The 23702-nt window shown below is 73.8% G+C and carries 18 protein-coding genes; 1 reads left to right on the top strand and 17 read right to left on the bottom strand.

Translation table 11 applies throughout. The annotated features are described in order from the left end of the window. The 17 genes from H1A17_RS27445 to H1A17_RS27365 all read right to left on the bottom strand — a co-directional run. Positions 1-1338: polyketide synthase (locus H1A17_RS27445; RefSeq protein ID WP_309236887.1), on the bottom strand; the 1338-nt coding region annotated here is incomplete at its 3' end. Beyond that, positions 1338-2423: a branched-chain amino acid aminotransferase gene (locus H1A17_RS27440; RefSeq protein ID WP_145919592.1), complete on the bottom strand. Its 1086-nt coding sequence runs from the start codon at positions 2421-2423 to the stop codon at positions 1338-1340. The genes H1A17_RS27440 and H1A17_RS27445, both read right to left, overlap by 1 nt. After that, complete coding sequence (gene fabF, locus H1A17_RS27435; RefSeq protein WP_228544329.1) at positions 2420-3700, bottom strand: beta-ketoacyl-ACP synthase II; 1281 nt, start codon at positions 3698-3700, stop codon at positions 2420-2422. The genes H1A17_RS27440 and fabF overlap by 4 nt, the downstream gene beginning before the upstream one ends. A gap of 105 nt (positions 3701-3805) precedes the next feature. Next, positions 3806-5545 carry a condensation domain-containing protein gene (locus H1A17_RS27430; protein WP_194823227.1) on the bottom strand — a complete coding sequence of 580 codons (1740 nt, stop codon included), beginning with the start codon at positions 5543-5545 and terminating at the stop codon, positions 3806-3808. A gap of 32 nt (positions 5546-5577) precedes the next feature. After that, the gene (locus H1A17_RS27425) at positions 5578-6825 is read right to left on the bottom strand and encodes a cytochrome P450 (RefSeq protein ID WP_168222478.1); all 1248 of its coding nucleotides are present in this window, start codon (positions 6823-6825) and stop codon (positions 5578-5580) included. Positions 6826-6856: 31 nt separating this feature from the next. Beyond that, positions 6857-8761 carry an ABC transporter ATP-binding protein gene (locus tag H1A17_RS27420; RefSeq protein WP_309236886.1) on the bottom strand — a complete coding sequence of 635 codons (1905 nt, stop codon included), beginning with the start codon at positions 8759-8761 and terminating at the stop codon, positions 6857-6859. After that, positions 8758-10755, bottom strand: a complete 1998-nt coding sequence (locus H1A17_RS27415; protein ID WP_194823226.1) for an ABC transporter ATP-binding protein — start codon at positions 10753-10755, stop codon at positions 8758-8760. Before H1A17_RS27415 ends, H1A17_RS27420 begins: the two co-directional genes overlap by 4 nt. Then, complete coding sequence (locus H1A17_RS35900; protein WP_194823225.1) at positions 10752-12806, bottom strand: FAD-dependent oxidoreductase; 2055 nt, start codon at positions 12804-12806, stop codon at positions 10752-10754. The genes H1A17_RS27415 and H1A17_RS35900 overlap by 4 nt, the downstream gene beginning before the upstream one ends. Continuing rightward, on the bottom strand, positions 12803-13597 hold the full coding sequence (locus H1A17_RS27405) for an SDR family oxidoreductase (protein WP_194823224.1): 795 nt from the start codon (positions 13595-13597) through the stop codon (positions 12803-12805). The genes H1A17_RS35900 and H1A17_RS27405 overlap by 4 nt, the downstream gene beginning before the upstream one ends. Continuing rightward, positions 13594-14742, bottom strand: a complete 1149-nt coding sequence (locus H1A17_RS27400; protein WP_145919586.1) for an acyl-CoA dehydrogenase family protein — start codon at positions 14740-14742, stop codon at positions 13594-13596. Before H1A17_RS27400 ends, H1A17_RS27405 begins: the two co-directional genes overlap by 4 nt. Next, entirely contained in the window at positions 14739-17879 is a 3141-nt protein-coding gene (aroA, locus tag H1A17_RS27395; protein WP_194823223.1) for a 3-phosphoshikimate 1-carboxyvinyltransferase, read from the bottom strand. The genes H1A17_RS27400 and aroA overlap by 4 nt, the downstream gene beginning before the upstream one ends. A 21-nt stretch (positions 17880-17900) precedes the next feature. Then, entirely contained in the window at positions 17901-18767 is an 867-nt protein-coding gene (locus tag H1A17_RS27390) for an SDR family oxidoreductase (protein WP_228544328.1), read from the bottom strand. Further along, the gene (locus tag H1A17_RS27385; protein ID WP_088646323.1) at positions 18764-19021 is read right to left on the bottom strand and encodes an acyl carrier protein; all 258 of its coding nucleotides are present in this window, start codon (positions 19019-19021) and stop codon (positions 18764-18766) included. Before H1A17_RS27385 ends, H1A17_RS27390 begins: the two co-directional genes overlap by 4 nt. Positions 19022-19052: 31 nt before the next feature. Next, complete coding sequence (locus H1A17_RS27380) at positions 19053-20183, bottom strand: radical SAM protein (protein ID WP_088646324.1); 1131 nt, start codon at positions 20181-20183, stop codon at positions 19053-19055. Positions 20184-20198: 15 nt separating this feature from the next. Beyond that, positions 20199-20921 carry a Phenylacetic acid catabolic protein gene (locus H1A17_RS27375; protein WP_205789460.1) on the bottom strand — a complete coding sequence of 241 codons (723 nt, stop codon included), beginning with the start codon at positions 20919-20921 and terminating at the stop codon, positions 20199-20201. Positions 20922-21082: 161 nt separating this feature from the next. Next, complete coding sequence (locus tag H1A17_RS27370; protein ID WP_145919584.1) at positions 21083-22645, bottom strand: class I adenylate-forming enzyme family protein; 1563 nt, start codon at positions 22643-22645, stop codon at positions 21083-21085. Continuing rightward, positions 22638-22886 (bottom strand): acyl carrier protein, encoded by a 249-nt coding sequence (locus H1A17_RS27365; protein ID WP_168222477.1) that lies wholly within the window; start codon positions 22884-22886, stop codon positions 22638-22640. Before H1A17_RS27365 ends, H1A17_RS27370 begins: the two co-directional genes overlap by 8 nt. A 205-nt stretch (positions 22887-23091) precedes the next feature. Here H1A17_RS27365 and H1A17_RS27360 point away from each other — a divergent pair. Continuing rightward, positions 23092-23702 (top strand): helix-turn-helix domain-containing protein (locus tag H1A17_RS27360; RefSeq protein WP_194823222.1); only part of this gene is annotated, 611 nt, incomplete at its 3' end.

Here is a 23702-nt window from a genome sequence, read left to right as displayed (position 1 = left end):
GGCGTAGCGGCGGGCCAACGCGGCGAGCGCCGGCCCGGTGGCCGCCGACACCGGGAACCCGTCCACCGGCGGCGGCACGGCCGGCGGCACCGGCGGGGCGGGCGACAGCACCGCGAAGGCGTTCGTGCCGCTCATCCCGTACGAGCTGGTCGACGCGCAGGCCCCGAACCGGTCGTCCCAGTCGAGCGGGGTGACCGGGATCGTGATGCCGGTGCCGGTGAGGTCGATGCGCGGGTTGAGGGTACGGAAGTTGGCCTGCGGGGCGATGGTGCGCCGCTGGAGACAGAGCACCGCCTTCACCAGCCCGAGCACCCCGGCGGCGGACTCGGTGTGGCCGATGTTGCCCTTCACCGAACCCACGTGCAGCGGCGGGCCGTCGGCGCGGCCCAACGCCGCCGCGACCGCCGACATCTCGGCCGGGTCACCCAGCGGGGTCCCGGTGCCGTGCGCCTCGTGGTAGCCGACCTCATCGGGGGCGATCCCGGCGGCGGCCAGCACCGCGTCGATCAGCTCCGCCTGGGCCGACACGTTCGGCGTGGTGAACGTCGCCGTCCGGCCGTCGTGGTTGATCCCGGTGCCGCGCAGCACCGCGAGCACCCGGTCACCGTCACGCTGCGCGTCGGCCAGCCGCTTGAGCAGCAGCATCGCGCAGCCCTCACCCCGGACGAACCCGTTGGCGTCGGCGTCGAACGGACGCGACCGGCCGTCCGGTGACAACGCGCCGGTCTGCGCCACCGACCGGGTGGTGCTCGGGGCGAGGATCAGGTTGACGCCGCCGGCGACCGCCGCGTCACAGTCACCCGCCGCCAGTGCCCGCGCCGCCGTGTGCACCGCCACCAGCGACGACGAACACGCCGTGTCCAGCGCGAACACCGGCCCCCGCAACCCCAGGGTGTACGCGACCCGCCCGGCGGTGAAGCTGTGCCCGTTGCCGATCGTCCAGTACGAGTTGGGGTCCCCGGTCAGCCACTGCCGGTAGTCCCGGCCGGTCACCCCGACGAAGACCCCGGTGCTGCCGGCCACGGTGGCGACCGGGATCGCGGCGTCCTCGAACGCCTCCCAGACCACCTCCAGCAGCAGCCGGTGCTGCGGGTCGAGGACCCGGGCCTCCCGGGGCGAGATGCCGAAGAACTTCGCGTCGAAGTCGAACACGGCGTCGAGGTAGCCGCCCCGGGTGACCATGCCGTCCCACTGCGTGCCGAACCCGGCCCGACGGTCGTCGGGCAGCTCGCCGGTGAGGTCCCGGCCGGCGACGAGCGCCGACCAGTACGCGTCGAGGCTCGACACCCCGCCGGGCGCGCGGACCGCCATCCCGACGACCGCGATCGGGGTGGGCACTACAGCACCCGGCGCATCCAGCCGTGGGGGTCGGCGGCCCGGCCGGTCTGGATGTCGAGCAGCCGCTCCCGGAACTGCTGGGTGTACTTGCCCGGCGCCCCGTCGCCGATGGTGAGGGCGAACTCGTCGCTCTTGAGCCCGACGATCGGCGTGATCACCGCCGCCGTACCGGCCGCGAACGCCTCGGTCATCGACCCGTCGGCGAACCCGGTGCGCATCTCGTCCAGGTCGATGGTGCGCTGCACCGGCTCCAGCCCGTGCTCGGCGGCGAGGGTCAGCACACTGTCGCGGGTCACCCCGTCGAGGATGGTGCCCAGGCCGGGGGTGAGCAGCTGGTGGTCGCGGGTGACGAAGAAGACGTTCATCGTGCCCGACTCGTCGATGCTGCGCCGCCCCTCGCCGCCCAGGTAGAGCACCTGCTCGCAGCCGTGACCGAGGGCCTCCCGCTGCGGGGCGAGGCTGGCCGCGTAGTTGCCGCCGCACTTGGCCGCGCCGGTGCCGCCGATCGAGGCCCGGCTGTAGGTGGTGCTGACCCAGAGCGTGACGCCGGTGACCCCGTTGGGGAAGTACGACCCGGCCGGGCAGGCCAGCACGCAGTACGTGACGTGCTGGGCGGGGCGCACCCCGAGGAACGCCTCCGAGGCGAACATGAACGGGCGCAGGTAGAGGCTCTGCTCACCGCCGTACGGCGGGACCCACGCCTCGTCGGCGCGGACCAGGGCGGCCACGCTCTCGATGAAGCTCTCCTCGTCCAGCTCCGGCAGGACCATCCGGCGGGCCGACGCGGCGAACCGGCGGGCGTTGAGCTCCGGCCGGAACAGCCAGATGCTGCCGTCGGCGTGCCGGAACGCCTTGAGCCCTTCGAGGATCTCCTGCGCGTAGTGCAGGACCGCCGCGCCGGGGTGCATGGTGAACGGCTCCAGCGCGCCCACCCGGTGGTCGTGCCAGCCGGCGTCGGGCGACCACACGGCGGTGGCCATGTGGTCGGTGAAGTAGCGGCCGAAACCCGGGTCGGCGAGGATCTCCTCCCGGGTCTGCGGCGGGGTGGGGTGGTCGGTGGGGATCAGCGGGAACTGCGCGGTCATCCGGACTCTCCTCGCGACGGGGTATCGGTGAACACGACGACGCAGTTCTGCCCGCCGAAGCCGAAGGCGTTGGTGAGCGCCGCCCGCACCGGCGTCTCCCGGGCCTGGTGGGGCACGTAGTCCAGATCGCAGTCCGGGTCGGGCTGGTGCAGGTTGACCGTCGGCGGGACGACGCCCTCGCGGATCGCCAGGGCGCACACCATCGCGCCGAGGGCGCCCGCCGCGCCGATCAGGTGCCCGAGCATCGACTTGGGCGCGCTGACGGCGACCCGGTCGGCCGCCGCCCCGAGGGCCGCCCGGATGGCGACCGTCTCGGTCAGGTCGTTGGCCTTCGTCGAGGTGCCGTGGGCGCAGATGTAGTCGACCCGGTCGGGGTGGATCCCGGACCGGTCGAGCGCCTGGCGGATGGCCTCGGCGGCGAACACCCCGCCGGGGCGGGGGGCGCTGACGTGGAACGCGTCGCTGGTCAGCGCGCCTCCGGCGACCGTGGCGTACGGGGTGACGCCCCGGCGGCGGGCGTGCGCGGCGGACTCCAGCACCAGGATCACCGCCCCCTCGCCGAAGACGAAGCCGTCCCGGTCGGCGGAGAAGGGCCGGCTCGCGCCGGTCGGGTCGTCATTGCGCTGGGACATCGCCCCCATGCTCACCAGGCCGGCGAACATGGCCGGGGTGATCGCCGCGTCGGTGCCGCCGCAGATGACCACGTCGGCCTCCCCGGACAGGATCAACCGGCGGGCGTCGAGCAGCGCGTACGCGCCACTGGCGCAGGCCAGCGCGCTGGCGTTGACCGGCCCGTGCGCGCCCACCTCGATGGCGACCTCGCACGCCGGCATGTTGGTCAGCGACGACGGCACGAAGTGTGACAGGGGCGCGGTCGGTTCGGGGGCGAGCAGCCCGCGTACGGTGGCCTCGACGGTGTCGAAGCCGGCGACCGCTGCGTTGACCACCACGCCGACCCGGGCGGCGTTGCCGGCGTCGACGGTGAGCCCGGCGTCGGCGACCGCCTCGCGGGTGGCGACCACCGCGAACTGGCTGAACCGGGCCATCCGCCGCAGTTGCTTACCGGTGAAGTGTTCGGCCGGCTCGAAGCCGCGCACCTCGGCGGCGATCCGGGTGGGCAGCGCGCCGGCGTCGAAGGCGGTGACCGGGCCGACACCGGACTTGCCGGCGAGCAGGCCCTGCCAGGTGCTGTCGCGGTCGAGGCCGAGCGGCGTGACGGCACCGATCCCGGTGATGACGACGTCGTCGGTCATCATCTCGCCGTCGCCCCCCAGCATCGTGCCCCGGCTCCGTTCTCCCGCCACCGAACGACCGATAGAACACTATCAGTCACCATCGACGCCCGGCATCCGTGCACGGCATCCGGTGGCCCGTCCGCCGCCCTACGCATCGCGGCCCGGTCCCCGGGCGAGCACCGGCATGTCCCGCCAGGCGTCCGGCCCGGCCCCCGCAGGTGGCGCGGACCGGCAGATCACGTATTCCGTCGGCGCGGCCACCCCGGGCCGGCCGGGCAGCGCGTCGAGGACCCGCCGGTGCAGCTCCTGCGGTGAGGCGGAGCCGGCCACGTATACCGTCACCCCGCCGTCGCCCGTCGGGTCGACGAGGGCCGCCGCGGAGACGCCCCCGGCCACCTCGCCGACCAGGTCCGCCACCGCCTGCGGACGGACCCAGCCGACCGGGGTGGACACCCAGTCGGTCCCCCGGCGGGCCGGGGCCAGGCCGATCCGTCCGGCGATCTCGGCGACCCGCACCTCCTCGGTGACCGCCGCGCACAACAGCGTCTCGATCCCCCGGATGACGGTCTCGCCGAGCGCCCCCGGCAGGTACGCCGTGTCGACCAGCAGCCCGAGCCGGCACCGGCCGTCGCCCAGGTTGCTGGCGGCGACGTAGAACCTCATGTCGCTCTTGGACAGCGGCTCCAGCCGGGAGTAGCGGGAATCCCGGCGCAGCACGGCGAGCCGGTCGGGCCCCGGGTCCGGGTCGGGCGTGGCCCAGTCGCTGCCCCGGTGCCCGTTGTTGAAGTAGGCGGACAGGTCGAACGCCACCCCGCGCCGCCGGCCGACCCGCTCGACCACCCGGCGCACCTCGGCCGGGTCGCACTGGGCCCGCCGGTACGCGTCGAACGCCGGCCGGTGCAGCTGCCGGATCACGGTGAGCAGGTCGACGTCGTCGTCGACCCGGTGGACCAGCAGGGCGTCCAGGGTGTTCAGGGCGATCAGGTCGCGGCTGTCCCGGTCCAGCCGGTTGCCGGCGATCAGCTTGAACACGGCGGTGCGGTGCCCGTTGTAGGCGGTCAGGATCAGGGTGGTCAGGCCGAGCAGCACGGTCGAGAACGAGGTGCGGGTCCGGGTGGCCAGGGCGGTCGCCGCCGCGGTGACCGCCGTGGAGTCCAGCAGGTGCCGTTCGACGGGCTGGTCGCCGATCGGCGCGGTCGGCAGGTCGAACATCGAGGCCGGCGCGGCGGACAGCCCCTGCTCCCAGTGCCGCAGCCCGAGCCGGCTGGTCTGCTGGCCGGCCGGCGACCGCTGGAAGGCGGCCTGCGCCAACGGCTGCGGCACACCGCCGGCCGGGGGCGCGGCGTCGGGGGCCGGTGCCGCCCCGGTGAGCCGGTCGAGCAGCAGGTCGGTGAGGGTGGTGAAGGCCCAGCCGTCGAACGCCAGGTGGGAGCCGACGAGGGCGACGGCGGTGATCCGGCCGGCCCGGTCCCGGGCGCAGCCGACCCGCAGCGGCCACTGCGCCTCGTGCTCGAACGCCGCCTCGGTCAGCGTCGCGACCAGGTCGTCACCGACCCGGGCCGGGTCACCCTGGTCGTCGACCAGCACCACGTCGTACGCCCCGGTGGCGGCGACCTCCTGACGCGGCCCGTCGGCCCGCTGGACGTACCGGGTCCGCAGGGTCTGGTACGTCTCGACCAGGTGCCGCAGCACGGCCGTCAACCGGTCCGGCGCGACCGGTGCGGGGAGCACCAGGGCCCGCCCGATGTTGAACTGGTTCGCCTCCTTGCCGAACCACTGCATCGGCCCCCACATGACGCTCTGCGCCCAGGTCAGCGGCCCGGTGCCGGCCCCGTCCCCGGTGAACGTCAGGCTGAGTGTGCCCGCGCTGGTGCTGGTGTCGGTCACCCGTTCCCCCTTTCCACGGTCCTCGGTACCCACTACGCCCGCGCGACCGGGCCGGACGACCTCGGCGTCAGCCGCAGCGGCAGGTGGTCGAGCCCCCGGAACGCCGGGCTCTTGACCTTGACCAGCTCGCCGATGAGTTCGATGTCGTCGGTACGGTCGAGGAGCATCCGGAGGAACGTGGTGGCCTGCAGGCGGGCCAGGTGCGCGCCGACGCAGGTGTGGATGCCCGCCCCGAAGCCGAGGTGGCCGTCGGTCACCCGGTCGATCCGGTAGTCGTCGGGGTCGGGGAACTTGCGCGGGTCCCGGTTGCCGGCGGCGAAGGACAGCTCCACCCGGGCGTCCTTCGGGATGGTGGTGTTGCCGACCACCACGTCGGTCGTGGCGGTGCGGAAGACGTTCTGCACCGGCGGGTAGAACCGGGCGGTCTCCTCGATCGTCGGCCCGATCAGCTCCGGCCGCTCGCGTACCAGGCGCAACTGGTCGGGATGGTTGAGCAGGGCGTCGAGCATGTTGCCCAGGAAGTGGGTCATCGTCTCCTGCCCACCGACCAGCAGGGTGAGGCACAGCCAGAGGATCTCGTTCTCGGTCACCCCGCCGGAGGCCGCGGCGGCGAACAGCTTCGACACCACGTCGTCGCGGGCCGGCTCGTCCCGCCGTCGGGTGAGCAGGTTGCCCAGGTAGCCGGAGAGGCCGGCGACCGACGACAGCGCCGCCTTCGCGGCCTGCAACCGCAGCGCGTTCTCGTCCGGGTCCTCGGGGGCGTCCTCGCCGACCTTCGCGTTGGCGATGAAGCTCTCCAGCACCCCGGCGGTGAGCTTGAGCTTGGCGAGGTTGTCGTCGGGCACCCCGACGATGGTGGTGATGACCTTCACCGGTTGCAGGATGATCGCCTGCTGGACGAGGTCGATGTCGCCGGTGGCCACGGCCTCGTCGAGCAGGTCGCCGCAGACCCGCTCGATGAACGGCCGCCAGAACTGCACCCCGCGCGGGGAGAAGTCGTGCCGGATCAGGGCACGCAGCCGGGTGTGGTCCGGCTGGTCGAGCCCGAACAGCACCGGCAACGTGGAGCGGTGGTAGGCGATCCCGTCGGCCGAGGACAGGCCGGTGTGGTTCTTCGCCGCCAACCGGACGTGCTCGTAGCGGATCACCAGCCACATGTCGCGCTGGGCCAGGTACAGCGGCTCCTCGGCGCGCAGCAGCTCGGCGTAGGCGGGGTACGGGTCGTCCATGGACTCGGGCGAGAAGGGGTCGAACTCGTCGGTCTGTGTCGCGCTGGTCACTGCCATGTCCTCCGCAATCGTTGGGGGCCGGTCACCGGTACGCCCTGGCCTGGAGCTCGAACATCTCGGCGTACTGACCCCCGGCGGCGAGCAGGTCGGCGTGGCTGCCGGCCTCGGCGACACCGCCGTCGGCGAGCACCACGATCAGGTCGGCCAGTTGCACGGTGGAGAACCGGTGGGACACGAACACGCTGACCGCGCCGGTCCGGGCGGCCACCTGCCGCGCCTGCTCGCGGTAGCGGGCGAACAGCGCGTACTCGGCCTCCGCGTCGAGCGCGGCGGTCGGCTCGTCCAGCACCACCAGCAGCGGGTCGTCGCGCATGAACGCCCGGCCGAGGGCGAGCTTCTGCCACTGGCCGCCGGACAGCTCCGCCCCGTCGGTGTGGCTGCGGCCGAGCGGGGTGTCGAGTCCCTCGTCGAGCTGCCCGATGAGGTCGTCGGCGCCGGCCCGGCCCAGCGCCGCGCGTACCGCCTGATCGTCGTCGCGGCGGGGCAGGTCGCCGACGCCCACGGCCTGCCGGGCCGGCAGCTCGAAGCGGACGAAGTCCTGGAAGCCGGCGGCGATCCGCTCGCGCCAGCCCGGCAGGGACAGCGCGGCCAGTTCGATGCCGTCGACGAGGATCCGGCCGGAGGTCGGCGTCAGCAGGCCGCAGAGCAGCTTGACCAGGGTGGTCTTGCCGGCGCCGTTCTCGCCGACCACGGCGACCGTGGCACCGGCCGGCAGGTGCAGGTCCAGCCCGGTGACCACCGGTTCCGCCCCACCGGGGTAGCGCAGCGTCACCCCGGCCAGCCGGATGCCCTCCCGCAGCCGGGCCGGCGGCGCACCGGCGGCGGCCGACCCGACGGCAACGGCCGATCCGATCGCAACGGCCGGCCCGACGGCGACGGGCGGCTCGACAGCGGCGAGCGACCCGACGGTGGCGGGACCGGGCAGCGGGTCGGCGGGCGACGGGTGCCGGTCGGCGGCGCGGACCAGGTCGTGCACCTTGTCGAGCCGGCGGTAGACGCTGCGCAGCCGCTGGAGGTCCTGCAACACCCCGACCGCTGCGGCGACCTGCTGGTTGACCTGGGCTGCGATGGTGACGACCAGGATCACGTCACCCACCCCGCGCCGGCCGGCGACGGCGTCGCGCAGGATCAGCAGCACCGCCAGCACGTACCCGGCGGCGAACGCCAACTGGCCGGTCATCCGGACCAGGCTCGCCACCAGTTGGGCCCGCCACAACCGTCGGGTGGCGTCCTGCCAGTGCCCGCGGTGCCGCCGCCGCACCTCCCCGGTGAGCCCGAAGATGCGCAGCTCCTTGCCGGCGGCGGCGTCGGTGGCCAGCCGGAACAGCCCGGCCGCCCGGCGGGTGGACTCGGCACCCGCCTCCCGGGCCCGGTTCACCATCCGCTCCGCCCACCGGCCGGCCAGCAGCGGCGGCACGGCGGCCAGCGGCAGCAGCAACAACAGCGGGTGGAGCACGGCCAGCACCACCGTCGTCAACGTCATCGCCACGGCCAGGCCGACGCCGGTCAGCACGGCCTGCAGGCCGACCCGGAGCTGCTCGACATCCTGCTCCAGCACGGTGATCTTGTCGGCGAACGCGGACCGTTCGAAGTGCGCCATCCCCGGCGTGCCGTTGGTGGCGTCCATCAACTCCTGGTGCACGTGCAGGACGTCGAGTTCGGCGAGTTCGAAGTAGGCGATGTGGGCGAAGTGACCGAGGGTCAGCCCGGCTATCAGACCGACCGCCACCCCCACCCCGGCGAGGCTCGCGGCGACCGACCGGCCGGCGGTGACCGCGTCGAAGAGCACCCGCAGCAGCACCGCCACCAACGGCCACGCCACCGCACCCGCGACGACCAGGACCAGCGCGGTGAGCGCCTTGCGCCGGTCCTGGCGCAGCGACGTGCGCCACAGCGCCCAGCCGGCGGAGAGCAGGCCCCGGTTCACCGGACGCTCCGGGTCGACCCGACGTCCACCGCGCCGCCGTCCGGATCGTCGACCGGCGCACCGGGGTCGGGGTCGTCGGCCGGCGGGGTGTCGGCGGCGGGGGTGGCGAAGCGCTCCGCCTGGAGGGTGAACAGCCGGGCGTACCGGCCGCCCAGGGCGAGCAGTTCCGCGTGCGAGCCCTGCTCGACCACCCGCCCCTCGGCCAGCACGACGATGTGGTCCGCCCGGCGGACGGTGGCGAACCGGTGCGAGATCAGGATCGTGGTGACCCCCGGGGTGGCGGCGATGATCTCGTCGAAGAACCGCGCCTCGGCCCGGACGTCCAGGCTGGCCGTCGGCTCGTCGAGGACCAGCACCGACGCGCCGTGCCGGATGGCGAACAACGCCCGCGCGATGGCCACCCGCTGCCACTGCCCGCCGGACAGGTCCACCCCGTCGCGCAGCTGCCCGCTCAGCGGGGTGTCCAGTCCACGCGGCAGCGCGTCGAGGGTGGCGAGGATGCCGGCGGCCTCGGCGGCGGCCCGGATGCCGTCCCGGTCGTCGGCGTGCCGGATCGCCCCCAGCGCGATGTTGTCCGCCGCGCTCGTGGCGTACCGCAGGTAGTCCTGGAAGATGACGGCGAGGTCGCGTCGCCAGCGGGCCGTCGGGAGCGTGTCGATCGGCCGGCCGCCGACGGTGATCCGGCCCGCGTCCGGCAGCGCCAGCCGGGACAGCAGCTTGACCAGCGTGGTCTTGCCGGCGCCGTTGAGCCCGACGATGGCGGTGCAGGCCCCCGCCGGCAGGGTGAGCTCCAGGTCGGTGAAGACCGGCGTGGCGCGGTGCGGGTAGCGGAACGACACCGCCTCGAACCGGATGTCCGCCGCCGGGGCCGGGGCGGGCTGGGCAGCCGCCGTCGGGGCCGGGGCGTCGTCGGCCGGGGCGTCGTCGGTGGACGTCCGGTCGCGCATCCCGGCCCGGAACTCGCCCACGGCCCGGTAGGCGTTCATGCCGAACTGGGTCTGCACGTCGGCCTCGGGATAGAACTCGCCGAGCTGCACCGCCGCCAGCACCGCCTGGATCACCAACGCCAGCCGGGTCAGGCCCACCTGGCCCTGCCCCCCGGCCAGCCCCAGCGCGGCGAGCACCGCGACGAGGACCGTCAACCCGACGGCGGTGTAGAGGAAGTACGGCCGCAGGTAGACCCGCCGCCGCTGCGCCCACACCGGACGCATCCAGTCCAGGTACGCCTGCCGGTACTGCTCGCGCAGCCACGGCAGCAGACCGAAGACGCGGATCTCCTTGGCGGCCGGCTGCCCCATCGCCACGCCCCGGAAGTAGGTCAACCGGCGGACCCGGGCCACGACCGCCCCGTAGATCGCCGCGTAGCGGCGCAGGCCGCCGCGTTGACCGTGGCGGAACGCGAGCACGGCGACGAGCAGACCCACCCCCGCCGCCCAGGCGAAGGCCGCGCCGACGATCACCGCGTACCCGAGGAGCTGCCCGTAGCGGGCGAGCAGGGCCAGCATCCCGGCGCCCGCCGCACCCGGGCTCTGGATGCCGTGCTCGACCTCGCGGGACGCCTCGGTGAGCTGTTCGAGCAGCGCCTGGTCCTCCAGCGGGGCGGTGCTGGTGCTGCCCAACGCGGCCGCCATCAGCTCGTCGGCCACCGCGCCGTCGATCCGACGCTGCACCAGCAGACCCGTGGTGACCTGGAGCTGGGCCAGCAACTGCTGGGCGCTGAGCGCCCCGGCGGCCACCACGAAAGCGGTCACCAGGTGCCCGAAGGCCGGCGCGTCGACGCCGTCGCGGACCGCCTGCGGCAGCCAGCCGATCATCCGGCTCGTCGCGACGACGAACAGCACCGGCGCGGCGGCGAGCAGCAGGTTGACCAGCACGGCGGCACCCACCGCCGGGACGCCCGCCCGGGGCAGCAGGGTGACGATGCGCCACCGGTCCACGGCGGTCCGGCGGACCACCCCGGCCACGGTGCCGGTCGTCGTCGCGTCGCCGCTCATGCCGGCTCCCCGACCCGCTGGGTCCGCACCGCCCGCTGGAACGCCAGCGCGGCGTCGTGCCCCTCGGCGAACGCCCGGACCGCGTCCAGCCCGGTGGTGTCCCGGGCCCCGCCGACCACCCGGTGCCACACCCCGGCCCGGCGTACGGTCCGGACCAGCCCGTCGGCGGGCAGTTGACCGGCGGCCACCACCACCGTGTCGGCGGGTACGGACCGCTCCGCGCCGGTGGCGTCGACCAGGTGCACGGCGTCGGGGTCGATGCGCAGGTCGCGGACGCCCGGCACCACGTCGACCCGGCGGCGGCGCAACTCGGCCAGCACCGCCCAGCGGGTGGAGCGCCCCATCCGGGGGCCGAGCCGCCCGCCGCGCAGCAGGACGGTGACCTGCCGGTCCGGACGCTGGCTGGCCAGGTGGGCGAGGTCCACGGCGATGCCACCGCCGCCGATCACGACGACCCGCCGCCCGAGCGCGTCGTCGGCGAAGGCCGTGCCGTAGTCGCGGACGTGCGGCAGCCCGTCGCCGGGCAGGTCGATGCGGCGCGGCAGCACCCCGGTGGCGACGATCACCCCGTCGTGGCGGCGCAGCAGGTCCTCGTCGGCGTCGGTGATCCGCCGGCCGGTGTGCAGTTGCGCGCCGAGCCGGGTCAGCTCGGCGGTGAGGAACCGGATCGCCTCGGCGTAGTCGGCCTTGCCCGGCACCCGGCAGGCCAGCCGGAACTGCCCGCCGGGCTCCCCGTCGGCCTCGTAGACGGTGACCCGGTGCCCGGCGAGGGCCAGGTCGTGGGCGGCGCGCAGCCCGGCCGGGCCGGCGCCGACCACCGCCACCGTGCGGGGCCCGTCCACCGGCACCGACCCGGCCCGGCCCGCCGGGTCGGCCGGGACCGCCAGGGGGACCCGGGCCGTCGGGTCGGTGCGGGGCCGCGTATCGGCCAGGACGTCCGGGTCGGCCTCCCGGCCGACGAGCGGGTTGACCATGCAGGACACCGCCGCGCCCACCAGCGACCGGTCGATGCACGCCTGGTTGCAGGCCACGCAGACGTTCACCGGCCGGCCGTGGCGGCTCCGCTCGACCAGGGCCGGGTCGGCCAGGAACGGGCGGGCCATCGAGACCAGGTCCAGCGGGGTGCCGGCGAGGACCGCCTCGGCCTTGGCCAGCCGGTTGATCCGGTTGCTGGCCAGCACGGGCAGCACGCCCACCGCCGCCTTGACCGCCGCCGCCACCGGCACCCAGTGCCCCGGCGGCACCAGCGCCTGCACCGTCGGCACCGGCGACTCGTGCCAGCCGACCCCGACGTTGAGCGCGTCGGCACCGGCGGCGGCCAGCGCGCGGGCGTACGCCGTCACGGTGTCCCGGTCGGTGCCGCCGGGCAGCAGGTCGTCACCGGTCATCCGCATCACGACCGGGAAGTCGGGGCCCACGGCGGCCCGGACCGCCGCCACCACGGCCACCCCGAACCGCATCCGGCGCTGCGGGTCGCCGCCCCACTCGTCGTCGCGCCGGTTGGTCAGCGGGGAGAGGAACTGGTCGATCAGGTACCCCTCGGAACCCATGATCTCCACGGCGCTGAACCCGAGGTCACGGGCGTGCGACGCGCCCCGGGCGAAGTCCTCGACGATCCCGGTGACCGCGTCGGCGGGCAGCGCGTCCGGGGTGAGCCGGGAGATCGGGCTGGGCACCGCCGACGGTGCCACCGGATGGGGGCCGCCGATGGCCGGCCGGGCGTACCGGCCGGCGTGGAAGAGCTGGAGGGCGAGCAGGCCGCCGGCCGCGCCGACCTCCCCCGCGACCCGGCGCAGCCGGGCCCGGAAGGCGGTGTCGTCGAGCACCCCGCAGCTCGGCACGTCGGCGCCGGCCGGGCTGACCGCCGCGCCGCCGGTGACCATCAGCCCGGCGCCGCCGCGCACCCGGGCCAGGTAGAACGCGGCCAGCGCCCGGCCGTCGTCGTCGCGGTGGTCCCAGCCCAGGTGCATCGCCCCCATCACGATCCGGTGCGGCAGCGTCAGCCGGCCGATCCGGCCGGGCCGCAGCACCCTGTCCAGTCCGGCCGTCATGCCAGCGGGCCACTCAGATCCCGGGTGAACGGCGGCGAGACGATCGACAGGCCGCCGTCGACCACCAGGGTCTGCCCGGTGACGTACTCGGCGGCCGGGGAGAGCAGGAAGGCGATCACGTCGGCGACCTCCTGCGCGGTGCCCATCCGCTGCTTGGGGACCAGCGGCAGCACCCCGGACAGGGGGGCCATCCCGGGCACGTCGTAGAAGTAGCCGGACGACTCGGTCTCGATGATGCCGCCGTTGACCGCGTTGACGTTGATGCCGCGTCCGGCGAACTCCACGGCCATGTACCGCACCCACGCCTCGATCGCGGCCTTGGCCGCGCCCAGGTTCGCATACGTCGGGTAGGCGCGGATGCTGCCGTAGCTGGACAGCGCGACGATCCGGCCGCCGTCGGGCATCATCCGCACCGCCTGCTGCGCGCCGAGCACGAACGAGCGCATGTTCATCGCGTACGACCGGTCGAGGTGGTGCGGCTTGAGGTCCATGATGTTCTTGAACGAGCTGGCCGCCGCGTTGCACACGAAGTAGTCGAGGGTGCCGAACTCCTGCTCGGCCACCGCGAAGAGCCGTTCGATGTCCTCGGGCTGCTCCATGTCGGCGGCCACCGTGACGGCCCGCCCGCCGAGCTGCGTGATCTCCTTACGGACCTGCTCGGCCAGTTCGGCGTTCTTCTTGTAGTTGACCACCACCGAGCCGCCGCCCCGGGCCAGGGTGAGCGCCAGCGCCCGGCCGATGCCCCGGGAGCTGCCGGTGATCAGCGCGGTACGGTCCTGGAAGGCGGTCACCGGCCGGCCGCCAGGATCTCCCGGGCGATCACGGTCTTCTGGATCTCGTTGGTGCCCTCCTCGAAGCGCTGCGCGCGGGCGTCGCGGTAGACCCGTTCGATGGTGCTGCCCTCCCAGTAGCCGATGCCGCCGTGCGCCTGCAACGCCTTGTCGGTGACCCGGGTCAGCATGTCCACCGCCACCAGCTTGGCCATCGAGGACAGCGCCCCGGCGTCGTCCTCCCCCACCTCCCAGCGGCGGGCCGCGTGCAGGGTGAGCTGCCGGGCGGCCTCGATGTCGGCGGCGTTCTCGGCGAGCGCGAACGCCACCGCCTGCCGGGCGGTCAGCGGCTTGCCGAAGGTGACCCGGGTGCGGGCGTGCTCGACCGCCAGCTCCTGCGCCCGGCGGGCCAGCCCCACGCAGGTCATCGCCACGCCGATCCGGCTCGGGGTGAGGAAGCCGCCGAGCGCGACCGCCAACCCGTCGCCCTCCTCGCCGAGCCGGTTGGCCACCGGCACCGGCGCCCGGTCGAAGATCAGGTGCGCGTGGTCGGTGCCGCGTACGCCCATGGTGTCGGGCATCGGTTCGACCCGGACGCCCCCGACGTGCCGGTCCACCATCAGCGCCACCGTGCCGTCCTTGCCGGTGCTGCCGTCGAGCCGGGCGAACAGCAGCCAGTAGTCGCAGCTGACCCCGAAGGTGATCAGGTGCTTCTCGCCGCTGAGCAGGTAGGTGTCGCCGTCGCGTACCACGCTGGCGCGCAGGTCGGCCCCGGTGCCGGCGGTCGGTTCGGTGAGCGTGAACGCGACCCGCAGGTCCCCGGCGACCTGCGGCAGCACGAACTTCTTGCGCTGCTCGTCGGAGGCGAACTGGTCCATGGAGCGCCACACCCCGTTGCAGACGTGCACGATCATCCGCAGCGAGGCGTGCGACATCGAGAAGAGTTCGAGCAGGTGCAGGTACTGGGTGAAGGACAGGCCGGCCCCGCCGTAGTCGACCGGCGCGGCGAGCCGCAGGTAGCCCCGGTCGCGCAGGTCCGTCCAGAGCTGCGCGGGGACGCTGCGGTCGCGTTCGATCGCCGCCGCGTACTCCTCGCCGGGGCCCCGGACGAACGCCTCGACCTCGCGGGCCAACGTCGCGAACGACGTGCCATCGGCCTGGGTCACTCTGCCTCCTCGCCGATCGTTGCGCTGATCTGGTCACGCAACACGAACTTCTGCACCTTGCCGACCACGTTGCGGGGCAGCGCGGCCACCGTCTCCAGCCGCTCGGGCCAGTACTGCTTGGCGACCTTGTGGCCGTCGAGGAACCGCTGCATCCCGGCGAAGGTGAGTTCCGTGCGGGTCACCACGAACGCGCAGGCCCGCTCGCCGAGGCGCGGGTCGGGCATCGCCACGATCGCCACCTCGCGGACGGCGGGGTGGGTGTGCAGCAGCTGCTCCACCTCCGCCACCGGGATCTTCTCGCCGCCCCGGTTGATCACGTCGGTCACCCGGCCGGTGATCCGCAGGTAGCCGGCGTCGTCGATGGTGGCCAGGTCGCCGCTGCGGTACCAGCCGTCCGGGGTGAGTGCCGCCGCGGTCAGGTCCGGGCGGTCGAGGTACCCGGCGAACAGGCAGTCCCCGGCGACCTCGAAGTTGCCCTCCTCGCCGGGGCCGAGCACGGTGCCGGCGTCGTCGGTCACCCTGATCCGGACCCCCTCCAGCGCCCGCCCGTCGGTGCCCCAGGCGTGTGCGGGGGCGTCGGTCGGCGCGGAGAGCGTGCCGAGGCACGATTCGGTGGATCCCCAGGCCCCGCAGACGGCAGCGCCGAGGGTCCGGGTGGCGTGCTCGGCGAGGTTGCGGGGCACCGCCGCGCCGGTGGCGACGAAGACCCGCAGCGCCGGCGGGGCCGGCCCGCCCGTCTCCACGGCCTCGACGAGGTCGGCGAGGAAGGGGGTGGCCGCCTGGACGAAGGTGGCCCGGGTGTGGTGCAGGGTGGCCAGCGCGGTCCGGCCGTCCCAGATCGGTTGCAGGACCACGGGCGCGCCGATGGTGAACCCCAGCCACATGCCGTAGAGGAAGCCGGTCTGGTGGGCCAGCGGTGACGGGATGAACAGCCGGTCGGCGGCGGTCAGGCCGAGGTGCCGGGCCTGCATGGCGGCGGCGCGGGTCAGCGTGTCGACGCGGTGCAGCACGCCCTTGGGCTCGCCCGACGTGCCGGAGGTGAACATCAGCTGGGCCAGCGCCGCCGGGTCGGGCCGGCGGGCGGCCGGCGCGGCGTCGTCGGGCCGCTGCCGGGCCAGCGCCGGGCCGAACCACTGCCAGCGCAGGCCGGTGGTGTCCGCCGGCAGCCCGGCGGCGGCCGGTGCGGCGGTGTCCCCGGGGGCGGCGGTGCCGTCCGGGGTGGTGTGGCCGGCGACGACGAGGACGTGTGCCACGCCCGGGGCGTCCGGGCCGGCCAGCATCGCCGCGGTCTCGGCGAGGTGCGCGCGCCCCCGGAACCGGTCGGGGATCACCAGCACCCGGGCCCGGGAGCGGCGCAGCAGCCGGCTCATCTCGCGTTCCCGGAAGAACGGCATCAGCGGGCAGCAGACCGCCCCGATCCGGGTGGCGGCCAGCGTGAGCACCACGAACTCGGTCCAGTTGGGCAACTGCCAGGCGACCACGTCGCCGGGGCCGACGCCCAGCTCCAGCAGCAGCGACGCGGCCCGGTCGGCGGCCCGGTCCAGGTCGCGCCAGCTCGTCGTGGTGCCGGCCCGGCCGGGCGAGGCCGCCTCGACCACGGCCTCGTCGTCGCCGCGTGTGTCGGCGTGCCGCCGGACCAGCTCGGCCACCGGGATCGCGGCCAGCTCGGCCGGCGTGGGCAGTTCGGCCGGCGTCGGCAGTTCGGCAGGCGTCGGCAGGACGGCCGTCGGCACGGACGGGCCGACGGAGCGGGCCGGCGACGGACGGGTGGCCGGCGCGCCGGTGGCACGTCGACCGGCGGGCGGCGGGTCGGCGGGCCGGGGCAGGCGGCGGGCGCGGGCCCGGTCGACCGACATGTTGAGGCCGACGGCGTTCATCTGGTCGAGGAACTGCGGGAAGGAGATCCGGTGGGCGTTCGGGTAGGTCAGCCGGCTCTCGCCGGTGGCCCGGGAGGCGGCCACCGCCAGCGCCATCAGCACCCGGTGGTCGTTGAACGAGGACAGGTCGGCCTCCCGCAACTGGCCGACCCCCTCGCAGACGAGCCGGTCGCCGTCGAGCCGCAGCCGGCCGCCCATCCGGTTGAGTTGCAGCATCGCCGTGACCCGGTCGGACTCCTTGAGCCGTACGTGGGCCACGTGGTCGAGCACGGTGGTGCCGTGCGCGTGGGAGCCGAGGACGCTGAGCACCGGCAGCATGTCGGGCACCGCGCGACAGTCCACCCGCACCGGGGCCAACCGCAGCCCGTCGTGGCGCACCCTGATCCAGCCGGTAGCCGGGTCGCGGGTCAACGGCACGCCCATGGTGGTGAGGCTGTCCAGCAGGTGCGCCTCCGGGTGGTCCAGTTCCCCCGCGGGGACCGCCGGCAGCCCCCGGAACAGCACGTCGGACGGGTGCAGCGCGGTCGCGGCCAGGCCGAACGCGGCGGCGCCGACGTCCGGCGGCAGCCGGACCACCGCCGGGGTGGGCCGCTGGCCGGGCTCGATGTCGTACCGGCGGCCGTCCGCGCTGACCTGCACGTGCAGGCCGAACTGGCGCATCATCGCCACCGTCAGCTCGACGTAGGACCGCTCGTTGAACTCGCCCACCACCTCGACCACGGTGGGGCCGGTGGCGAACGGGCTGACCAGCAGCAGGCTGGAGATCCACTGGGAGAGCGTGCCGGGGATCTGCACCCGGCCCCCGGTCGGCGGGTGGGCGGCGACCCGGATCGGCAGCAGCCCACCGGTGGAGGTGATCTGCACGCCGATGCCCGCGAGGGCGTCGAGCAGCGGGCGGATCGGCCGCCGCCGGAAGTACTTCTGCCCGGTGATGCCGACCGGTGTCTCGGCCAGGGCGGCGAGCCCGGTCAGGAAGTAGAGCGTGGTGCCCGAACTGCCGACGGAGACCTCCGGACGGACCGGGCGGTACCGGCCGCCACGGACCACGAACGCGTCGTCCTCGACGGTGATGGCCGTGCCGAGGTCCCGCAACGCCCGGATGGTGTGCTGCACGTGGCCGGCGTGGCAGGCCCCGTGGATGCGACTGGTCCCGTCGGCCAGCGACGCGAGCATCAGCGCCCGGTGCGCGTGGTACTTCGACGCCGGGACGTCGAACTCGCCCACGAGTGGCTCGGCCGTGCCCTTGATGACGAGACGCACAGTCCCTCCCCGCAGTGTGTGTCAGCCGGCGGTGTCTGGTGGCGACGGTGTCGCCGGAGCTGGGCCCGGCCCCGGCCCCGCAGCCGCGCCGGGGGCCGGGACGCCGCCGAAGACGGCGTGCATGCCGCCGTCGGCGTGCACCACCTGCCCGGTGGTGTACCGGGACAGGTCCGACAGCAGGAACAGCACCGCCCCGACCACCCGGGCCGGGTCGGCCCGGTCCCAGCCCAGCGGCGCCCACTGCTCGTACTGGTCGGCCAGGGCGGAGAAGGTGCGCACCCCGCGCGCCGACACCGTCTCGACCGGCCCGGCGGCGACCAGGTTGACCCTGATCCCGGTCGGGCCGAGGTGCATCGCCAGGTAGCGGCAGACCGCCTCCAGCGCCGACTTGTAGACCCCCATCCACCCGTAGCCGGGCAGCGCCCGGGTCGAGTCGACGGTCAGGCCGACCACCGCGCCGCCGCCGGGGGCCTGGCTCAGCAGCGGCGACAGCGCGGTGGTGAGCTGCTGGAACGAGTACGCCGAGGCGCGGAACCCGTCGAGCACCCCGCCGGCTGCGGCGGTGACGAACCCGGCCCCCAACGCGTCCGGCGGGGCGGCGGCGATGCTGTGCAGCACCCCGTCGAGCTGGCCCCAGCGGCTGCCGATCAGCTCCGCCAGTTCCTCGACGCTCGCGTCGGACATCACGTCCAGGTCGAGCACCTCGGGGCGGGACGGCAGCATCTCGGCCACCCGGCGGGTGATCCGGCCGACCCGCCCGTACGAGGTCAGGATGACCTCGCAGCCCTCCCGTTGCAGGGCCGCCGCCACGTGCCAGGCGATGGACTCGTTGTTGAGGACCCCGGTGACCAGGTAGGTGCGCTTGTCCAGGCTCAGCAACGAGCTCAACTCGACGCGCCCGCCACGATCCGCTCGACGAGTTGACCGATGGTGACGTCCGCGAGTTCGCTGCGCGGGATCTCCACCCCGTACTCCTTGACGACCATGGCCATCAGGTCGGCGACGTCGAGCGAGTCGATGTCCAGCGCGTCGAACTTGGCGTCGGTGCTGATCGCGTCCTCCTCGACGCCGAGGTCGATCAGTTCGGCGCGCAGGCGCTCCTCGACGGCGGGGGCGGTGATCTCGGTCGATGGTGAGGACATCCGGGTGCTCCTTGTCTCGCAGGGGAATCGGCTAGGCCGTCAACGGGGCGCGGCGGGCGAAGTTGGTGTGGTGCCGTTGCGCCCAGTACCACTGACGCCAGTAGCTCTCGGCCAGCTCCAGCCAGGTCTCCAGCCGGCCGGTGTCGTCGAGGAACCGGTTCATGCTGACCAGCAGCCAGCTGTAGACGCCCTGGCTGTCCCGGCAGTCCGCGCAGTTGCCGGAGGTGCAGCAGAACTGGAGGGTCTGGTAGTCGGCGCCGTAGACGGCGAAGCCGTCCAGGACCGGGTTGCCGTTGCGGATGCGCTCGGCGTGGTCCGGGTGGTCCACGCTGATGCTGGGGCAGACGTCGTAGCCGAACTGGCCGTCCCAGTGGGTGCGGCCGGTGATCAGCGACTCGATGAAGTACGGGTGGCAGACCACCGTCTCCGGGTACGCCTGCTTGACCCGCAGCGCCTCGGCGAGGGTGCGCTGCTCGTTCTCGATCCGCAGGGCGTGGTCGCTGCCGTGGGCGGAGTAGAAGTTGAAGGTGACCTGGTTGCCGTTGTCCTGGATGGCCCGCACGGTGGGCTCGACGTACTGCAGGCCCTCCTCGGACAGGGCGTACACGAAGATCACCCGGGGGTCGTTGCGGTAGTGCCCGAGGGCGGTCTCGAAGAGGCCGGAGAACGACGAGCCGTTGACCCGGTAGCCGCGCAGCGCGTCGTCGAGGGGCCCGCCGCCGAACAGGCTGATGGCGACCGCCACGTGCTCGAAGCCGCTCATCGGCAGCGGCCGGATGCCGTTGGTGGAGATGGTCACGTACGGCAGCCGTTCGACGAACGGCACGACCCGGGGCAGGACCAGGGTCGGCTCGCCGCCGATCAGGGTCGCCTGGGTGACGCCCCTGGCCACGAGCGAGTCCACGAACCGGGAGATCAGCGCCGGGTCGGAGGTCTCGGGGACGGCCGCGTCGAAGCCGCCCTCGAAGTACCAGCACCCCTTGCACCGGATGTTGCAGGTGGTGGTGAGGTGCACCTCGGTCGCGCTGACCCGGCGGCCCATGTCCCGGACGACCTGCAACCGCGCGGCCAGGTCGGGCCGGTCGGCCAGCAGGGACGCCAGGCGGACCTTGGCCTCCCGCCGGGACAGCGGACGGGGATTGATCGCGATGGGGGTGGGCATGGGCGGGGCGTCCTCTCAGGTGGCCACGGCGGGGACGACGAGCCCCAGCGCGTGGATCCGGGGGATGACGGTGTTCTCCCACTGCTGCAACGCCTCGCCGTTGGTGGTGCGTCGCAGGCCGTAGCGGACCGCCCGCTTGGACCGCTCGGACTCCGGGGTGCCGAACAGGTCGCGGAAGACCGGCCAGAGCCGGTCCAGCGCCGCCTGCAACTGCTCGCGTCCCTCGTCGGTGGTGGCGAGGTTGCGGCAGACCCGGGCGCCGTGCGCGATGTGGATCTTCTCGTCCAGGATGATCGTCCGGACCGCGTCCGCCCACGGCTTGTAGCTGCCCTGGGCGAACTCCTTGATCATGATCAGGGCGCTCTCCTCGCCGATGTACGAGTAGATCCCACGCTCGGCCCAGGTGGTGCACTGGTGCAGCCGCTTGTCGGCGAAGAGCCGACGCTCCTCGATGGACTGGGACTCCATGTGCGAGGTGTCGATGCCGATCTCGGCCAGCACCCGCTTACCGATCTTGTAGTGGTCGTACTCCTCGGCGGCCCGTTCCGCGCACACCTGACGCTCCTCGGCGTTGGGCGCCAGCGGCAGGAACATCATGGTGTAGTCGTCACCGCCGGAGAGTTCACCCTCCGTGTTGATCATGATCTGGCTGATCAGCGCCTTCTGGTAACCCCGGGGCATGCGCTTCAGCTCGTCGGGGGTACGTACCACCACTTCTTCGTCGTCAAAGATCTCCACCGGCATAACGCAGCTCGCCTCCTGTTGGCATTCACACCCGCAAATTACGGAAAAGGGGGGCACCGACACTCGCACGGTACGACGACGGACCCGGAGGCACCCCCGGTGAACCGATCTCCTGGCAGATCCCCCGTTCCTCCTCGTCCGTTACCGACGGTGACTCAGGTCAGGTTCTTGATCGCCAGCCGCCGCACGTCCGACCGCTGGATCTTGCCGAGCGGGGTACGCGGAAAACCGTCGACCCCGAGCTGCGCCAGGGGGACGAACCGGCGCGGCACCTTGAACGCGCTGAGCTGCTTGCGCAGCAGCGCACGCCATTCGTCCTCCCCGGCGACCGCGCCGGGCAGCAGGGTGTAGACCAGCACCAGTTCCACCCCGGTCACCGGGTGCGGCAGCGCGGCGACCACCGCGTCGGCGATCCCGTCGAGCTGCGGCACGACGTTCTCGATCTCGGCCGGGTAGACGTTCTCGCCGCTGACGATGACCATGCTGTCCATCCGGTCGACGATGGTCAGCTCGCCGCGCTCGTCGAGATGACCGAGATCGCCGCTGCGCACCCAGCCGTCGACCAGCCGCCCGGCGGTGAGTTCCGGCGCGGCCTCGTACCGGGTGAAGATGCTGGGGCCGCTGAGCAGGACCTCCCCGCTCTCCCCCGGCGCGACGTCCCGCCCGTCGCCGTCGACGACCCGGACCCGGGCGAACGGCACCGGCAGGCCTGCGCTGCGCCGGTCCCCCGGCCGGCGGTCCCGGGGCTCCACCACGGTCAGCGAGGTCATCTCGGTCATCCCGTACACCTGGAACACCGGGATGCCGAAGGTGCCCTCGAACCGGTGGATCAGGTCGGGGCTGAGTGCCGAGCCCCCGGCGAGGACGCCCTTGAGCCGGCTGTCGGCCGGCCGCTGCGGTCGCTCCACCAGGTGCGCGAGGTAGGCGTTGACCACCAGGGTCCAGGTCGGACGGTGCCGGTCCACGTAGTTCCAGAACCGGGCCAACGCCACCTCCGAACGGACGCAGACCGTACGCCCCCCGGACCACAGCGGGGTCAGCGTGGGCAGGCCCTGCCCGCCGACGTGCAGCATCGGGATGACGTTGAGGAAGACGTCGTCGCGGCCCGCGTCGGCCCACTTCACCATCGCCAGCGAGTTGGCCAGCAGGGCGCGGTGGGACAGCACGACGCCCTTGGCCGCGCCGGTGGAGCCCGAGGTGTAGACGATCTCGGCGTCGCCCGCCCCGCCGTCCGGGGGCGCGACCAGTTCCCCCCGGTAGGCGACGCCCCGGTCGAGGATCGCGGCGAGGAACCCCTCCGCGTCGTCCACCGTCAGCCAGCGCCGGCCCGGCGACGCCTTCGCGGCCGTCGACGACGGGCCGAGCACCAGCGCGACGTCGGCGTGGGCGAGCAGGGTGTCCAGTTCGGCCGGGCCGGACTTCGGGTTCAGCGGCACCAGCATCCGCTGGGCGGCGATGACGCCGAGGAACAGCAGCGCGGCCAGCGACGAATTGTGCAGGACCACGGCCACCCGGCCGCCCGGCGGCACCCGGTGCTCGTCGAGCAGCGCCGCGCAGCCCCGGGTGAAGGTCAGCACGTCGGTGAAGCTGATCTCCCGGCCACCGGGCTCCGCCGGGAGCAGGTACGGGTCGTCGCCGTAGGCCGCCGCGGCCTGGGTGACGAGGTCCAGCAGGTTCGCCGTGTCGGCGAGATTCGGCTCGGCCAGCGGACTAGGCATGCGACTCGTCGCGGACGGCGGCGGACTCCACCACCGCGCAGAGCCGGTTGACCGTGGGCGTGTCGAAGATGACGTCGACCACGTCCACCCCGTACGCCGCCTCGACCCGGGTCACGATCTCCACCGCGCCCACCGAGTCCATGCCGAGTTCGACGAGGTCGTCGTCGGGACCGACGGTGGGCCGGTGGAGGACTTCGGCGCAGATCGACGTCATGCTCTCGTGCAGATCGGTCGTGGTCACTGAAGCGGTTCCCCCCATGTCAGATCACCACACGGGCCACGGCAACGTTGCGGTAGCGGCCCCTTCCCCCAAGTCCGGGACTCGTCGGGACCATACTCAGTCGCGTCGTGAACCGTCCAGGGCAACCGTCGGAGCAATCGTCGGCAACCGCTCCCACCATCGTCACGCGCCAATAGTCCATGTCATATCCGGATAGGATCGCGGCATGGGGAAGGGGCGACCGAAGGCCAGGCTGGTGCTCACCGACGAGGAACGGGAACAGCTCACGAAGGGGGCCCGCGCGGCACACTCGACACAGTCGTTCGCCATTCGCTGCCGAATCGTTTTGGCCTGTGCCGAGGGGGCCACGAATACCGAGGTCGCGGCCCGGTTGAACGTTTCACCCGCGACGGTCGGAAAATGGCGTTCCCGGTTCGCCGCCGCGCGGCTGCCGGGGCTCGCCGACGACCCGCGTGCCGGCCGGCCCCGCTCGGTCCGGCCCGAGCAGGTGGACCGGGTGGTGGCGGCCACCCTCGACGCCACGCCCGCCCCGGCACGGCGGTGGTCCCGGGCGTCGATGGCCGTCCACAGCGGACTGTCGGCGTCCACGGTCGGCCGGATCTGGCGTCGGTTCGACCTGCGCCCCCACCTCCAGGACGGCCTGACCCTGGCCACCGACCCGGGGTTCGTCGCCACGGTGGTGGCCCTGGTCGGGCTCTACCACCAGCCCCCGGGGCGGACCCTGGCGCTGTGCGCCGCCCCCCGCGACGACCGGCCGTCGACCGGCGACCCGGTCGACCCCGCGCCCGCCCCGGACCGGCCGCCGGCAGGTGGCCC

It is taken from the genome of Micromonospora sp. S-DT3-3-22, from assembly GCF_015354745.1.
Classification (GTDB): Bacteria; Actinomycetota; Actinomycetes; order Mycobacteriales; family Micromonosporaceae; genus Micromonospora; species Micromonospora wenchangensis.
The sequence above is the reverse complement of the archived record's forward strand: the minus strand, read 5'-3'. Positions and strand labels throughout refer to the sequence as shown.

What these genes read in the sequence shown, in the direction of transcription:
- H1A17_RS27440 (WP_145919592.1), bottom strand. Translation starts at nt 2,423, where the DNA reads ATGACCGCGCAGTTCCCGCTGATCCCCACCGACCACCCCACCCCGCCG.
- fabF (WP_228544329.1), bottom strand. Translation starts at nt 3,700, where the DNA reads ATGCTGGGGGGCGACGGCGAGATGATGACCGACGACGTCGTCATCACC.
- H1A17_RS27415 (WP_194823226.1), bottom strand. Translation starts at nt 10,755, where the DNA reads ATGAGCGGCGACGCGACGACGACCGGCACCGTGGCCGGGGTGGTCCGC.
- H1A17_RS35900 (WP_194823225.1), bottom strand. Translation starts at nt 12,806, where the DNA reads ATGACGGCCGGACTGGACAGGGTGCTGCGGCCCGGCCGGATCGGCCGG.
- H1A17_RS27385 (WP_088646323.1), bottom strand. Translation starts at nt 19,021, where the DNA reads ATGTCCTCACCATCGACCGAGATCACCGCCCCCGCCGTCGAGGAGCGC.
- H1A17_RS27380 (WP_088646324.1), bottom strand. Translation starts at nt 20,183, where the DNA reads ATGCCCACCCCCATCGCGATCAATCCCCGTCCGCTGTCCCGGCGGGAG.
- H1A17_RS27370 (WP_145919584.1), bottom strand. Translation starts at nt 22,645, where the DNA reads ATGCCTAGTCCGCTGGCCGAGCCGAATCTCGCCGACACGGCGAACCTG.